Origin of the sequence: Delftia sp. ZNC0008 (assembly GCF_000799035.1) — a bacterium.
Classification (GTDB): Bacteria; Pseudomonadota; Gammaproteobacteria; order Burkholderiales; family Burkholderiaceae_C; genus Comamonas; species Comamonas tsuruhatensis.
The window spans coordinates 1-14860 of sequence record NZ_JTKZ01000037.1 but is presented as its reverse complement, the minus strand read 5'-3'; the positions used below and the strand labels follow the sequence as shown (position 1 = coordinate 14860).

Here is a 14860-nt window from a genome sequence, read left to right as displayed (position 1 = left end):
ATGCGTGGAGAGCAAGGACGGGCCGGTGATCTGGGAAGACCATTTCTATCCCGAGATCATCGACCCCGACACGGGCGAGGTGCTGCCCGACGGCAGCGAGGGGGAGCTGGTCTTCACGTCGCTGTCCAAGGAGGCCATGCCCATCATTCGTTACCGCACGCGGGACCTGACGCGGCTGCTGGCGCCGACTTCGCGCAGCTTCCGGCGCATGGGCAAGATCGTGGGGCGCAGCGACGACATGATGATCATCCGCGGCGTCAACGTCTTTCCGACCCAGATCGAGGAGATCGTGCTGCAGAACGCCCAGCTGTCGGGCCAGTACCAGTTGGTGGTCACGCGCGAGGGCAACCTGGACCGGCTGGCCGTGCGCTGCGAGATGCAGCCGGGCACGCAGGGCGACACCGAGGCGCTGGCACTGTGGGTGCAGCAGCGCATCAAGACCCTGGTCGGCGTGAGCGCCGAGGTCGAGGTGCTACGGCCCGATTCCATAGAGCGCACCCTGGTGGGCAAGGCCCGCCGCGTGATCGACCACCGCAGCCGCTGAGCACGCACAGGAGTCCCATGGCCCGAGGCCGATCTTCCGGATACGACGACCAGCGCGAACTGATCCTGGGCCATGCCGCCGCGCTGTTCGCGCGCAGCGGCTACCCCGGCACTTCGATGAACGAGGTGGCCCAGGCCTGCGGCCTGTCCAAGCCCACCATCTACCACTACTTCCGCGACAAGTACGCGCTGCTGGTGGACATCACCGATGGCCACATGACGCGGCTGCAGGCCCTGGTGGACGAGGTGCAGGCCATGGGCCTGCCGCCCGAGCCGCGGCTGCGCATGCTGATCGAACGCTTCGTGCAGGAGTACGCCCATGCCCGCCATGCCCACCGCGTGCTGACCGAGGACGTGCGCTTCCTGCAGGACGAGGACCGCCAGCGCGTGGTGGGCAAGGAGCGCGCCGTGGTCGAGGCCTTTGCCCAGGCGGTGGCCCAGCTGCGGCCGGACGCCGACGGCGCGGGCCTGTCCAAGGCGCTGGCCATGCTGCTGTTCGGGATGATGAACTGGATGTTCACCTGGCTGCGGCCCGACGGAACGCTGGACCACGAGGCCATGGCCCCCGTGGTGGCCGACCTGTTCCTCGGAGGCTTGCCGGCCGTGCAGACCCCAGGCAAACCCGTGCATCAAACCGCTGGCAAAAAAATAGTTACCACGGTAAATTGTGGCGCCTGACGGCACCGCGCCCCATCCAACACAAAGGAGACAGACATGAAGCGCATGACAAAACTGGGCCTGCTGGCCGCAACCCTGGCCACGGTGTGGGGCTCGGCCCTGGCCGACATCAACGTGGGCGTGGTGGTCTCGGCCACCGGTCCGGCCGCGTCGCTGGGCATTCCCGAAAAGAACACGGTGGCGCTGATGCCGCGCACGGTGGCGGGCCAGAAGGTCAACTACATCATCCTGGACGACGCCTCCGACACCACGGCGGCCGTGGCCAACACGCGCAAGCTGATCAGCGAGAGCAAGGTCGACGTGATCCTGGGCTCCAGCATCACGCCCAACTCGCTGGCCATGGTGGACGTGGTCTCCGAGGCCAAGACGCCCATGATCACGCTGGCCGCCTCGGCCAAGATCGTCGAACCCGTGGATGCCAAGAAGTTCTGGGTCTTCAAGACGCCCCAGCACGACGCCATGATGGCCGCCGCCATCGGCGAGCACATGGCCAAGGCCGGCATCAAGACCGTGGGCTACATCGGCTTCAACGACGCCTATGGCGAAAGCTGGCTGCAGGAGTTCCGCAAGGTGGCCGAGGCCAAGGGCCTCAAGCTCACCGCCACCGAGGCCTATTCGCGCAGCGATACCTCGGTCACGGGCCAGACGCTCAAGCTCATGTCCGCCAAGCCCGATGCGGTGCTGATCGCAGGCTCGGGCACGCCGGCCGCGCTGCCGCAGAAATCGCTCAAGGAGCGCGGCTACCAGGGCAAGATCTACCAGACCCACGGCGTGGCCAATGCCGACTTCCTGCGCGTGGGCGGCAAGGATGTGGAAGGCACGCTGCTGCCCGCCGGCCCCGTGCTGGTGGCCCACCAGCTGCCCGACAGCAACCCGGTCAAGAAGTCCGCCGTCTCCTATGTGGAGGCCTACGAGGCCGCCAACGGCAAGGGCACGGCTTCGACCTTTGGCGCGCATTCCTGGGATGCGGGCCGCGTGCTCGAAGCGGCGATTCCCGCCGCGCTCAAGAAGGCCCAGCCCGGCACGGCCGAGTTCCGCGCCGCGCTGCGCGATGCGCTGGAGCAGACCAAGGACGTGGCCGGCGCCCACGGCATCTTCAACATGACGCCCACCGACCACCTGGGCCTGGACCAGCGCGCGGCCGTCATGGTCAAGATCGAGAACGGTACCTGGAAGTACCAGCCCTGAACCTGCAGGCCTGAGGCCGCAGCGGCTGCCGCGCCTGGCGGCGGCCGCTGTGGCGCTTGGCCGCGTCTGCTCGAAAGTCGATCATGGATCTGCAAATCGCCCTGCTGCTGGGGCAGGACGGCATCGTCAACGGCGCCGTCTACGGCCTGATGGCGCTGGCCCTGGTGCTGGTGTTCTCGGTCACCCGCATCATCTTCATCCCGCAGGGGGAGTTCGTCGCCTTCGGCGCGCTCACCCTGGCCATGATGCAGGCCGGACGCGTGCCCACCACGCTGTGGCTGCTGCTGGCCCTGGCCGCCGCCGTGCTGGTGGTGGACCTGCTGCGCTGGCGCGCGGGCAGCCAGGTGAGCTGGCCCGCCACCTTCCTGTGGTGCCTGGCGCTGCCGGCCATTGCCGTGGCCCTGGCCTGGGGGCTGCGCCCGTCCTCGCTGATGCTGCAGGCGCTGGCCACCCTGGTGCTGATCACGCCCATGGGGCCGCTGCTGTACCGCCTGGCCTACCGGCCGCTGGCCCATGCCTCGGTGCTGATGCTGCTCATCGTCTCGGTGGCCATGCACGGCGTGCTGGTCGGCCTGGGGCTGCTGTTCTTCGGTGCCGAAGGCTCGCGCACCCCCGCGTTTTCCGAGGCGCAGCTGCGCCTGGGCGACATCACGATCTCGGGCCAGTCCCTGGTGGTGGTGGGCGTGACCCTGGTGCTGGTGGCCCTGCTGTTCGTGTTCTTCGAGCGCTCCATGATCGGCAAGGCGCTGCGCGCCACGGCCATCAACCGCGTGGGTGCACGCCTCATGGGCATTCCCACGGCCATGGCCGGCGACGTGAGCTTTGCGCTGGCCGCGCTGATCGGCGCCATCTCGGGCCTGCTGATCGCGCCGCTGACCACGGTGTACTACGACACCGGCTTTCTGATCGGCCTCAAGGGCTTCGTGGCCGCCATCGTGGGCGGGCTGGCCAGCTACCCGCTGGCCCTGGCCGGCGCGCTGCTGGTCGGGCTGCTGGAGGCCTTCTCGTCGTTCTGGGCCAGTGCCTACAAGGAGGTGCTGGTGTTCACGCTGATCATCCCGGTGCTGTGGTGGCGATCGCGCAATAGCCACCATGTGGAGGAAGAAGAATGAGCGCCCCCGTTTCCTCGCAGGCCGCGGCGCCTGCCAAGGCCGCCTCGGGCGGCATCAGCACGCGCGTGCTCACGGTGGCCGCCATTGCGCTGCTGGCCGCGTCCTGGGGCTTTCTGCCCGATTTCACCGTCGTCATCCTCAGCTACATCGGCCTGTTCGCCATGGTGGCCGCAGGCCTGGTGATGCTGACCGGCGTGGGCGGCATGACCTCGTTCGGCCAGGCGGCCTTCGTGGGCATCGGCGCCTATGCCACGGCCTGGGTCTGCACGGCACCGGCCTCGGTGGCCGCGCTGGGCGGGCTGGTGGGCGCGGCGGGCCTGCCCTGGGTGGGCCTGGCGCTGGGCCTGCTCATCACCTTCGTCGTGGCCTGGCTGCTGGGCGCGGTCACGGTCAAGCTGCAGGGCCACTACCTGCCGCTGTGCACCATCGCCTGGGGGCTGAGCCTGTACTACCTGTTCGGCAACATGGAGTTCCTGGGCGGGCAGACCGGCATCACGGGCATTGCGCCGCTGGTGATCGGCGGCGTCTCGCTGGCCTCGCCGCGCGCCATGGGCGTGGTGATCTGGGCCGTGCTGCTGGTGGCGCTGTGGCTGCTGCACAACCTGCTGGACTCGCGCGAGGGTCGGGCCATCCGCGCGCTGCGCGGCGGCCGCGTCATGGCCGAGTCCATGGGCATCGACACGGCGCACTACCGCGTCAAGCTCTTCGTGTTGGCGGCCCTGCTGGCCACGCTGTCGGGCTGGCTCTACGCCCACATGCAGCGCTTCGTGAGCCCGGCGCCCTTCAACCTGAACGTGGGCATCGAGTACCTGTTCATGGCCGTGGTCGGCGGCGCCGGCCACCTGTGGGGCGCGGTGCTGGGCGCCACGCTGATCACGCTGATCAAGCAAAAGCTGCAGGACATATTGCCGGCCCTGCTGGGCACCAGCGGCAACTTCGAGGTCATCGTCTTCGGCCTGCTTATGGTGCTGGTGCTGCAGCGCTTTGCAGAAGGCCTGTGGCCCACGCTGCAGGCGCTCACGGCGCGCTGGGTGCGCCGGCCCGTGTCTGATCTCAAGCTGGCGGACGCTGCGCCGCTGGCGCAGCGCGCGCTGCCCGCGGCGGGCCAGGTGCTGCTGGCGGCCGAGCATGTGACCAAGCGCTTTGGCGGCCTGGTGGCCAACAACGATGTGGCCATGACGCTCAGGGCCGGCGAGGTGCATGCGCTGATCGGCCCCAACGGCGCGGGCAAGAGCACTTTCTTCAACATGATCTCGGGCGTGGACTCGCCCACCGAGGGCCAGGTGCGCTTCATGGACCAGGCCATGAACGATGCGCCCTCGCGCCGCTTTGCCGCCCTGGGCCTGGGCCGCACCTTCCAGCATGTGCGCCTGCTGGGCCAGCGCAGCGTGCTGGAGAACGTGGCCGTGGGCGCGCACCGGCGTGCGCACCGGGGCTGGCTGGCCTCCATGCTGCGCCTGGACCGGGCCGAGGAGGCCTCGGTGCTGGCCGAGGCGCGCCGCCAGATCGAGCGCTGCGGCCTGGGCGCCTTCGCCGATGTGCCGGCCGCCTCGCTGGCCCTGGGCCAGCAGCGCATCGTGGAGATCGCACGCGCCCTGGCCGGACAGCCTGCGGCCCTGCTGCTGGACGAGCCGGCAGCCGGCCTGCGCCACCTGGAAAAACAGGCCCTGGCCGACCTGCTGCGCCAGCTGCGCGCCGAGGGGCTGGGCATTCTCGTCGTGGAGCACGACATGGAGTTCGTCATGAATCTTGCGGACCGCATCACGGTGCTGGAGTTCGGCACCGTGATCGCCGAAGGCACGCCGGCCCAGATCCAGGTCAACCAGCGCGTGCTGGATGCCTACCTGGGCGGCGGCGACGACGACGAGGCAACCGGAGAGACGGCATGAGCGACACCCTTTTGCAGCTCAAGGGCCTGAGCGTGTCCTACGGTCCCGTGGAGGCGGTGCACCAGGTGGATCTGGATGTGCGCAGCGGCGAGATCGTCACCGTCATCGGCCCCAACGGCGCGGGCAAGACCACGCTGCTGTCGGCCGCCATGGGCCTGCTGCCCTCGCGCGGCGAGATCCATCTGGACGGCAAGCGCATCGCACGCCCCGGCGTCGAGGTCATGGTGGCCAACGGCGTGGCCCTGGTGCCCGAAAAGCGCGAGCTGTTCGGCGAGATGTCGGTGGAGGACAACCTGCTGCTGGGCGGCTTCTCGCGCTGGCGCCGGGGCCTGCGCGACCAGGCGCAGCGCATGGACGAGGTCTTCGCCATCTTCCCGCGCCTGAGGGAGCGGCGCCCGCAGATGGCCTCCACCCTGTCGGGCGGCGAGCGCCAGATGCTGGCCATCGGCCGCGCGCTGATGGCGCGCCCGCGCCTGCTGCTGCTGGACGAGCCCTCGCTGGGCCTGGCGCCGCTGATCGTGCGCGAGGTGCTGCAGGTCGTGGCCGGCCTGCGCGACCACGGCGTCTCGGTGCTGCTGGTCGAGCAGAACGCGCGCGCCGCCCTCAAGGTGGCCGACCGTGCCTACGTGCTGGAGATGGGCGCCGTGGCCCTCAGCGGCGCGGCCAGGGATCTGCTGCACGACCGGCGCATCATCGATACCTATCTGGGGATGGGGCGCAGTGCGGCGGCCTGAGTTAAAGGGGTCTCGCCTCTAGTCAAGGTCCCAGAACCCCAAACGCCCCAATTGAGCTGCCAGTGACAAGCGCAATGCCCGCCAGTTTGCCATCGCACTGATATGTTGTTCCTGCGCTTTGGCATAGGTCTCCATGGCGTTCAGAACTTCGGTCATGCTGCCTACACCAGACTGATAACGGCCTTGCACGATGTCCATAGCCTGCTTGGATTGATTGACAAGGTCTGAGGTGTGTACAAGGTTTTCTGCTTCCGTGCGGAGACCGTTGTGTTGAGTCCAGACATCCACTGACAATCGCAAGCGCGCAACCTCTGCCTCTTCAGCATAAGTGGCTGCCTGAGCCTTAGCCGCCCGGATCTGATAAGTCTGCTCGAATCCGGAAAACAATGGAATGCTCAGTTGCAGGCCTATGTTCATATCCTTGCGCCGACTGCCGCGACCATGCACGGAGTAATCAGTGACCCCAAAACTGCTGGTCAGAGCAATCTTTGGCCTAGCCATCGCGCTGGCTTCTTGTACTGCAGCTTGGGCGGCTTTTGTGCGAGCTTCGACCGCAACAAGGCGGGGATGCTGCTGGCCCGCAAGGCGGATGAGTTCGTCGACCTCAATAATGAAGTCCAATGAAGGCAAAGCTTCGACATGCTCATCTAGGCGTACGAGAGTATGCGCAGGCAGACCCATGCGAAGCGCCATAGTGCCCAAAGAACTGGACAGCGCGCCTCTTTCCTGGGATACATGCAAACTGGCCTGAGTGTAGGCCGTCTTGGCTCGCAAGCGATCGGACAGGGCTGCCGCACCGGCTTTGTACTTCTCTGCTGCGGCAATATAAGTGTCTTTGGCCAAATCCATTACCTGCTGAGCAGCAGCAAGCCGCTGGTTGCTTGCCTGCGCCGCAAAATACAGCTGAGCGGCACCTAGAAATGCGTTCTGGATGGCCGCGTTCTGATCGGCGTTAGCTGCTGACAGCAATTGATGAGCAGAAGCCAGTGCCGCGTCCCGGCGTCCAAAATCGAATAGAACCCAACTCAGGCTGAAGTTGCCCGTACTGTTGTTGCTGTGTATCGCTTCCGCATAGCCATCGTAGCTGCGGTTTGCTGAGCGGCTCAGCCGTGCATCCAGACGCGGTAAATATTCGGACTTGCGCAAACCTAGTTGGGCTGCTCGCATTCGGGCTGTTGACCAAGCTTGCCGAATGGCCGGGTCCTGGCACAGGATTCGTGTGATTGCTTCATGCACGGTCAGCTGTTCCGGCAATTTGCCGATAGGGCAGATGCCCACTCTTGCTGCTGAGGCCATTGGTGGAGACATTGCGAGGCCTTCCGTGGAGAACGCATCATATGAAGACATGGCGTACACAGAATTGAGCAGCACTACACCGGCAACGAAGACAAGAAGGCGCAGCTGGTGCACAGTCACTCCCCCTGCTGGTGCCTGTGCTGTATTGCTCGTACTCGCACATCGTTGATCACCCTGCCATGGCCCAATTCGATGACTCTGTCTGCGCAGGCAATTGTCTCTGGACGGTGGGCAATCACGATCCGAGTGATATCGAGTGCTTGGATCGCGGCGTTGACCTGCCGTTCGGCTGCCACGTCTAGATGGCTGGTTGCCTCATCGAGGAACAGAATTCGGGGCTTCTTGTACAGCGCGCGCGCCAGCAGTATTCGCTGTTTTTGTCCGCCGGAAAGCACTGTGCCCATGTCTCCAACCAAGGTGTTGTAGCCCATGGGCATGTGTTCGATGTCGCCATGGATTCCTGCGGTGCGCGCGCACTGTCGCATCCATTGCGAGTCTGGTTGAGGATCGAAGAAGCAGATATTCTCTGCAAGGCTTCCCGCAAAAAGCGCGTCGTCTTGCATCACGCAACCGGATAGGCTCCGAAGCACAGATAGGTTCTGTCCGTCGAGCTCATGGCCAGCAACGCGAATGCTCCCTCTTGCCGCTGGCAGCATACCCAACAGCACCTTGAACAACGTACTTTTGCCACAGCCTGATGGACCAATGATTGCCACGGCTTCGCCTGCAGCGATGCTGAAGTTAACGTCATCCAGGATCCAGGGTTCTTGGTCACCATAGCGATAACCCACAGCTCGAACTTCAATATCTGCCCGATTGTTGCGTTCCTTGGTGACGAGTGCGCAAGCCTCTTCTTCGGGCGGGTGAAGAACAATATCGGCCAGCCTCTCGCTATGTAGCTGCAACATGCGCAGCTCGAAGAGTTGATCAATCAGGCTGCCGACTCGACTGCCGAACTGAGACTTGTAGGAATAGAAGGCCATCAACATGCCTACGCTGAATTGTCCATCCATCACCATGGTTGCGCCTAGCCAAACGACCAGCAGGTTCTCGGCACCAAATAGCAATGCGTTGGCTTGCCCATAAAAAAGTTGTAGCTTCTGAGACTTCAGGCCCGCGTTGATCTGCTCTACGAAGAGGCTCAGCCATATCGACCTGCGTATATCAAGCTTCTGAAATAGCTTCAATGCCTGAATACCTCGCACTGATTCGAGGAAGTGGCTTTGCTGGCGGGCCCCATGAACGATCTGTTCCTCGGTGGCGTTTCGCAGCGGGTAGTACCACGCCCAGCGAATCAGTCCATAGAGCACTATGGTGCAGAAGACCACTGCCGCCAACTGGTGGCTGTATATAAGCATCAACACCAAGGTGGAAAGTGCCATCATCCCATCAAGAATGATCGAGAAAAAGCTTGCGGTCAGGGTTTGCTGTATCTGATCGACGGATCCAAATCGTGAGACTACATCACCAAGGTGGCGCTTCTCGAAGAATTGACTGGGCAGGCGCAGCATATGGCTGAGCACGTTGCTCCGCCATTGCAGGCTGAATAGCGTGCCCAGGTATATAAGTGCCCAGGCCCGGGCGGTGCTAATAAAAACCTGTATCAGCAAGACAATCGAAAAACCCAGAATCAGGGTGGCCAGCAGATGTCGATCGTCACCGACAATCGCATTGTCTATGGTCCATTGAAGCAGGAACGGACTGATGAGCGCGATCATCTGCAGTGCCACGCCCATCACTAACACTTGCAGCAGTGAGCGGCGTAATCCGCTGATTTCCCCAATCAAACTAAGTAGCTTGACCTTTGGCTTTTCTTTCTTTTGCTCGAAATCTTTATTCGGCCAAAGTTCCAGAGCAACTCCAGTGAATTTATGCGACAACTCTTCGAGGCTGACTTGGCGAGCTCCGATTGAAGGATCGTGTATTACCGCGCCTCGGGCGCTAACGGATTTCAAAACCACAAAATGATCGATGTTCCAATGCAGTACACAGGGCACGATCAGTTTTGAAAGCTCATTCAGCTCCAAGCGCACAGCCCGGGTGCCCAAGCGAAAGCGATGCGCAGCCTGAACCACGTGGGCAAGGCTCATTCCCTTGAGTGAAATGCTGAAACGCTGGCGCATTTACCTTAAATTTACGCTGTGTCCATGATAGCTTGTGATCATTGCCAGACAAGTCAGACCGCACTCAGCGGCTTCTGTCTGCAAGATAATCGGCAAGTGCTTTCCGAAGCGCAGTGCTAGCCTATCTAAAGAAATCATGGTTATTTTGGAAATTTTCCTGAAATGCTGTAAATCGGCTCCAGAATCCACTCGTAGAGACGGCGAGACTCTTGAAGAATATCTGCTTCAAGCAGCATGCCGCTCTGAAGTTCCTGCGCCTTCCCATACGCAGTGACGGCTTGACTATCAAGTTCTACTCGTAGCCGATACAGTGGCTCCGCTACTTCTCCAGAACCTGGGAGCAGGTTGACAGTATTGGAAAAATCGAAAGGTGAAAGGCTCGTACGAGAGATAGAAGCCAACCTACCCCGGTGGATTCCGAATTTTTGATATGGATAGGCTTGGTAGCGAATATTAACGGGGTCGCCTAGTTTTATAAAACCAATGGCTTTACTTGGTGCATAGAGCTCTGCCACAAGGTATGAGTCCGTTGGAACAATAAGCATCAGGAGCAGGCGTGCATCAATGCTATGGCCAACTTCAGCGAATACCGCGGTTGCCGTGCCTGCCTCTGGTGCGGTAATGACGAAGGCTCGCCTCGCTTCGCTCTCCGTGAGTTCCTGTGTGAGCATCGAAAGTTGTCGGTTGATCTGTGCTAGTTGATTCTTCTGTCGACTGTCAAGCCCTGCGAGTTCATTGGTGCGCTCTACCGCCTGCTGCTCCAAGCTTGTCTGTTCACGACGTAAGCGCTGAAGCACCTGTATTTGACCTAGTTGCTCCGCCTGACGTTGCTGAAACTGATCCTTTGAGATATAGCCTTTGTCCAACAATCCTTGGTATCTCTGAATGGCGTTGTCTGCTAGGGCAAGTAGATTCCGCTGGCTTTTAACCTGCTCCGCTAGCACTGACAGTTCTACGCGAATGCTTGCAATTTTTCTATTCAATGTTTGCCGCTCCGCGAGATGCAGCTGCAGAAATTTCGTATGCTCGTCAATGAGCGATTCTCGCCTTTGTTCCAGGCTTCGGGTGATTTGAGAAAAAACTGCTACCGCATCTTCACCAAAACGCTCACTGGAGATTTTATAAAGAATATCGCCTTTCTCGACGTATTGCCCCTCCTTTGCATACTTTGCAATAACAACACCTGGCTGTTGAGAAAAAACTCTGATCTGCCCCGTAGCTGGAAGGAGTTGACCTTTAACTGTTGAGTGTCTGGAATAGGTTGAAAATAAAAGAATTATTGCTATCGATAGGAAGGCTGTAATGGAGAATGTCGTTAAAACTGCGAAGGAAAATGGACGAATCATCAAGACATGGCCGTCCAGTTTAAATCTCTTGGAATCAAGGGATTCTTTTCGGAATAATGGCATCTGAGATTATTTTGCCTTCATTATTTTAGATGTAATCAAATTTATGAATATTAATTTATTTCTTTACAAGAAATGTTATGATTATTGGTGTGAAAATAGTTATAAATATGGCTAGTATAAATATTTTGCGGTTATTGGTGATTTTTCTGCTAAGTAAATTCTTGTTTGTTGCTGCGTATATTATTGCTATTACGATGAAAACTATTAAGTTTATGATTGCGAGTAATTTCTGAGTTTCGGTCATGTTGTGTTGGATGATTTTTGCGGTAAATTAATGGCCAATCAGTGAGTTGATTGGCCATTTTTTATTTACTATGCATCACCGTCAAAATCAAAGGCTTTCCCATCGATGAGGCCGTCGCCGATCGCTACTCCTCCCCAATAACTTACCAATCCCGCTCCGAGGAGTCCGATTATTCCAACGGGAGTAGAGACTATTGCGATGCCTAAACCAACACCAGCAAGTCCCGTCCCTACTTCCCCCCAGTCTGTTCCGCCATTTACGACTTCCATCTCTGAAATTACTAGTTCGCGCATTTAACTCTCCGATATCGTTGCTGTGAATTTTGTTTCTGGCTAATCTAAATAAATTATGTCGTTTTCTATTAAATTTTTTATTAGGGATAGTGCTCTTTCTTGAAAATTTGGATCAATATTTCTGATGATTTTTTCTATGCTATCTCCAGGGTTGTTTAAAATTTGTAAAAATATTGATTTGGATATCTCGTCGGAGGAGATTGCTATTCCGTTTGCGTGTATCTTTTTGCTGTGTGGTGAATATAGCGAGGAGTTAAATTTAATTGATCTGGTTAAATATTGAGATGACAGTTTTTTCTTGAAAGTATCTTGGATATTGAATTCTGAGGGAATTCTCTCCTGGCTAATCTGATGGTTTTTGAATTCTTCTAAGTTGTCTTGCTTGATTAATATGTCTTTAATGAAGTGAATTGATTTCTCTATTACATTTGTGGAATAGTCTTCGTGTTTGATTGTCTTTCTTAATGCGGGGATTTCTGAAAATGTATTAATGCAGGACCATAGTATGTAGTCAACTATGTGAAGTGTGTGAACTCCAACTGCAATGTGAAAAGTCTCCCTATCTTTTATAGGAGCCGCTTCATGCCACCAGCCTCTTGGGATATAGAGTACATCGCCCTCGTTTAGCACACGGTCAAAAACAGGTGTTTCAGGGCATTCATGCTTGAAATTCTTGCTTCTCTGATGAGGGAGTGGCAGTGGAAATGTTGGCTCAAAGATTTTCCATCGTTTCTGTCCAATTAGTTGAACAGCAAATACATCATGAGTATCCCAATGTTTGGAGAATGTTCCTTCTCCGCCGAATGCAGCGTAACCGTTTGCGACAGTCCTCTCTCCAATGAATTTGCCGAATCTTCGTGTAATTTCGTTGATCAGAGAGGATTTGGTTTCTATTCGGTTAATTACCAGCGTCGCACCATTGCGCATATATTCATTGAATAAACTCTTTGTGATGCGGGTTTTTCTTATATTGAAATCTATAAAGTTTTCAGTATATTTTTCGATCGGAATTAGTCCATCTTTGAAAATGCTTAGCATCCCATCACTAGGATCTGATGAGAATAGCACCTCATTTATATGATTCCAATCAATTTTATGTGGATATAGTGCATTATGGCAAAAAAGGAAATTCTGCTCAAAATAATTTTTAATAAATTCTTCTCTGGTAATGCCTATGTTCATGGTTCGTAAATATGCTAAATCTTAGAGCAATTTCAGTAATTAAAATTAATTTGCTTTATGCGATATGTATTGACGGTAGTAATATTTTTTACTTAATAAATATAGGTCCTTCTGACGAGGGAAGATCGTGTAAAGGAATTTTGTTAAGACTTATTTTTCAAAATCCGTGACTTCTGAGAAGATTAAATTGAAATATTTTTTTGCCAAAAAATAAATAGGGAAGATTCTTAAAATGTACCTGTAAAGAGTAGGATTAATCTTATTTACGACGTGGTTGCTCAGATTAGTCCTAGAAGATGGTTGAACAAGAAATTCAAGGACTTCCGAATGGTGGAAGTGTGACTCAACGGAGAGTTTTGCTTGGATGTGAGTTCTTCGCTTTGAACTAGAGAACGTATAGAAATCCGCCTGCATGACAGGTCCATACAACATGCGTATCTGCGCTGAACTTCAATTGGCGACAGGCCTTCATGGGTCCTTTGGCCAATTACTAGCATACCGGCGGGCAAGATGTTGATGTGTTGCTGCTGCCCGTTAACGCTGGTGAGCGTTCAGGGCCTTGGACTCATCAACAAGGCCTGCGTGTAGCGGGTGTGGATGCCGACGCGTGTTATCCAAAGTGGTGGTGCGTCCCATTGAGGGCCACCTAATGGACAAGACCCGGCAATACTTGGGCAAGCCGCCTAGCAATACGGTCTACGCCTTCGCTAGCAGCGCAAATGTGTCGCGCTCTGGCCGGCCGCGCAAATCGGCAGGTATGCCCATCCCAGGCAATTCAATAGCATGCGCTTGGCCGTGTACCCGGCGCTCGAGCTTGGAAAGTGTGCATGGGTCGTGCGGTCCCAGATTGATTGAGTGCCCGAGCATGCTCGGCTCCACTGCCGCAGTACACGGACCGCACCTTCCGCCAGTTCCCTAAAAAAGAGAACTAGCTGTATTCCCAGCATGCGCGAGTGGAGTGCACCTCAAAGGGAAAAGCCAGGACATCGCACGAATTGGAAGCGAAGGTGAGAATCGCCACCACGTTGAAGGAAAGCCAGGCAATGGGCATGCGCTCACAATGCCGGGCACCCATATGATGGCCGTAGTTAGCTGAAATGCTGGATCGCTTGGCGATGGTATCCAGGCCGTGATGTATGACACAAGGCGCAAGGTTCTATTGCGCCAGCTGTTGCTCAAGGCTGACTACCGTCCTTGCCCCGCTGCTCCAGCGTCTGCGTGTTCAGACATCGATGATTGCCTGAATGAAGAAGTGAATTTACAGGGCGGACTCAAGAGCTAGAACATATGTCCGCTCAATCCAGCTTGATGTTGTTGGCCGCGATCACCCGACCCCACTTGCCGCGCTCGGCGCGCACGAACTGGCCCATCTGCTCGGCGCTGCCGGGCATGGGCTCCACGCCCATGGCGGCCAGGCGTGCCTTGGTGCGGGTGTCGGCCAGGGCCTGCTGCAGCGACTGGCTGAACTTCTTGACCACCTCGGCCGAGCTGCCCGTGGGCACGACGATGCCCTGCCAGGCATAGCCCTCGAAACCTTTCAGACCCTGCTCCTGCAGCGTGGCGACCTGGGGCAGCACGTCCACGCGCGCAGGGCTGGCCACGCCGATGGCCTTGAGCTTTTTCTCGCTCAGGAAGGGAATGATGGTGGCGCTGTCGGCCCACATGGCGGGAATCTGGCCGCCGACCACGTCCTGCACGGCAGGGGCCGCTCCGCGGTAGGGCACATGGGTCATGTTGGTGAGGCCCGCCTGCTCCCGGAACAGCTCGCCCACCAGATGGTGGGGGCTGCCCAGGCCGGCCGAGCCCCAGCTCACGCCGGTCTTTTGCTGTTTGGCCCAGGCCAGGAATTCGGCGAGGTTGGTGGCGGGCACCTCGTTGTTGACCACCAGCAGCATGGGAAAGCGCACTAGCATGCCCACGGGCTTGAAGTCGCGCTCGGCGTTGTAGTTGAGCTTGCTGAACAGGAAGGGGTTGGCCGCCAGCGTGGCGAAGTCGGCCGTGAACATGAGGTTGCCGTGGTCGCGCGAGCGGGCGCTGTACTCGGCCGCGATGTTGGTGCCTGCGCCGGGCTTGTTGTTGATGACGATGACCCGCTCCAGGTTGCGGCCCATGGCCTCGGCGATGACGCGGGCGACCACGTCCGAGCCGCCGCCGGCCGCATAGACGCGG

11 protein-coding genes and 2 pseudogenes are annotated in these 14860 nt (G+C 58.2%); 6 read left to right on the top strand and 7 right to left on the bottom strand.

The window, feature by feature from the left end; all coding sequences use genetic code 11:
- The 6 genes and pseudogenes from L995_RS01195 to L995_RS01170 all read left to right on the top strand — a co-directional run.
- Window positions 1–544 (top strand): annotated as a pseudogene (locus tag L995_RS01195) (phenylacetate--CoA ligase); the annotation flags it as partial.
- 17 nt (window positions 545–561) lie between these two features.
- Window positions 562–1221 carry a TetR/AcrR family transcriptional regulator gene (locus L995_RS01190; protein ID WP_016449263.1) on the top strand — a complete coding sequence of 220 codons (660 nt, stop codon included), beginning with the start codon at window positions 562–564 and terminating at the stop codon, window positions 1219–1221.
- Window positions 1222–1257: 36 nt separating this feature from the next.
- Window positions 1258–2409 (top strand): ABC transporter substrate-binding protein, encoded by a 1152-nt coding sequence (locus L995_RS01185; RefSeq protein ID WP_047468329.1) that lies wholly within the window; start codon window positions 1258–1260, stop codon window positions 2407–2409.
- An 83-nt stretch (window positions 2410–2492) separates the two neighbouring features.
- On the top strand, window positions 2493–3521 hold the full coding sequence (locus L995_RS01180; protein WP_012202505.1) for a branched-chain amino acid ABC transporter permease: 1029 nt from the start codon (window positions 2493–2495) through the stop codon (window positions 3519–3521).
- Window positions 3518–5410, top strand: a complete 1893-nt coding sequence (locus L995_RS01175) for a branched-chain amino acid ABC transporter ATP-binding protein/permease (protein ID WP_017406074.1) — start codon at window positions 3518–3520, stop codon at window positions 5408–5410. Before L995_RS01180 ends, L995_RS01175 begins: the two co-directional genes overlap by 4 nt.
- Entirely contained in the window at window positions 5407–6144 is a 738-nt protein-coding gene (locus L995_RS01170; RefSeq protein ID WP_047468326.1) for an ABC transporter ATP-binding protein, read from the top strand. Before L995_RS01175 ends, L995_RS01170 begins: the two co-directional genes overlap by 4 nt.
- A gap of 18 nt (window positions 6145–6162) precedes the next feature.
- Here L995_RS01170 and L995_RS01165 read toward each other — a convergent pair whose 3' ends face one another.
- The 7 genes and pseudogenes from L995_RS01165 to L995_RS01150 all read right to left on the bottom strand — a co-directional run.
- Window positions 6163–7554 (bottom strand): TolC family protein, encoded by a 1392-nt coding sequence (locus L995_RS01165; protein ID WP_082001456.1) that lies wholly within the window; start codon window positions 7552–7554, stop codon window positions 6163–6165.
- 2 nt (window positions 7555–7556) lie between these two features.
- The gene (locus tag L995_RS34150) at window positions 7557–8348 is read right to left on the bottom strand and encodes an ATP-binding cassette domain-containing protein (RefSeq protein ID WP_231574329.1); all 792 of its coding nucleotides are present in this window, start codon (window positions 8346–8348) and stop codon (window positions 7557–7559) included.
- A gap of 54 nt (window positions 8349–8402) precedes the next feature.
- A pseudogene (locus L995_RS34145) lies at window positions 8403–9701 on the bottom strand (peptidase domain-containing ABC transporter); the annotation flags it as partial.
- 2 nt (window positions 9702–9703) lie between these two features.
- Window positions 9704–10972 carry an HlyD family secretion protein gene (locus L995_RS31605; protein WP_082001455.1) on the bottom strand — a complete coding sequence of 423 codons (1269 nt, stop codon included), beginning with the start codon at window positions 10970–10972 and terminating at the stop codon, window positions 9704–9706.
- 312 nt (window positions 10973–11284) lie between these two features.
- Window positions 11285–11509, bottom strand: coding sequence for a hypothetical protein (locus L995_RS34140; protein ID WP_082001454.1), 225 nt, complete (start codon window positions 11507–11509; stop codon window positions 11285–11287).
- Window positions 11510–11548: 39 nt separating this feature from the next.
- Window positions 11549–12691, bottom strand: a complete 1143-nt coding sequence (locus L995_RS31595; protein WP_082001453.1) for a JmjC domain-containing protein — start codon at window positions 12689–12691, stop codon at window positions 11549–11551.
- 1295 nt (window positions 12692–13986) lie between these two features.
- Window positions 13987–14860: tripartite tricarboxylate transporter substrate-binding protein (locus tag L995_RS01150; protein WP_047468320.1), on the bottom strand; the 874-nt coding region annotated here is incomplete at its 5' end.

What these genes read in the sequence shown, in the direction of transcription:
- L995_RS34150 (WP_231574329.1), bottom strand. Translation starts at nt 8,348, where the DNA reads ATGTTGCAGCTACATAGCGAGAGGCTGGCCGATATTGTTCTTCACCCG.
- L995_RS31595 (WP_082001453.1), bottom strand. Translation starts at nt 12,691, where the DNA reads ATGAACATAGGCATTACCAGAGAAGAATTTATTAAAAATTATTTTGAG.
- L995_RS01180 (WP_012202505.1), top strand. Translation starts at nt 2,493, where the DNA reads ATGGATCTGCAAATCGCCCTGCTGCTGGGGCAGGACGGCATCGTCAAC.
- L995_RS34140 (WP_082001454.1), bottom strand. Translation starts at nt 11,509, where the DNA reads ATGCGCGAACTAGTAATTTCAGAGATGGAAGTCGTAAATGGCGGAACA.
- L995_RS01190 (WP_016449263.1), top strand. Translation starts at nt 562, where the DNA reads ATGGCCCGAGGCCGATCTTCCGGATACGACGACCAGCGCGAACTGATC.
- L995_RS31605 (WP_082001455.1), bottom strand. Translation starts at nt 10,972, where the DNA reads ATGCCATTATTCCGAAAAGAATCCCTTGATTCCAAGAGATTTAAACTG.
- L995_RS01170 (WP_047468326.1), top strand. Translation starts at nt 5,407, where the DNA reads ATGAGCGACACCCTTTTGCAGCTCAAGGGCCTGAGCGTGTCCTACGGT.
- L995_RS01175 (WP_017406074.1), top strand. Translation starts at nt 3,518, where the DNA reads ATGAGCGCCCCCGTTTCCTCGCAGGCCGCGGCGCCTGCCAAGGCCGCC.
- L995_RS01185 (WP_047468329.1), top strand. Translation starts at nt 1,258, where the DNA reads ATGAAGCGCATGACAAAACTGGGCCTGCTGGCCGCAACCCTGGCCACG.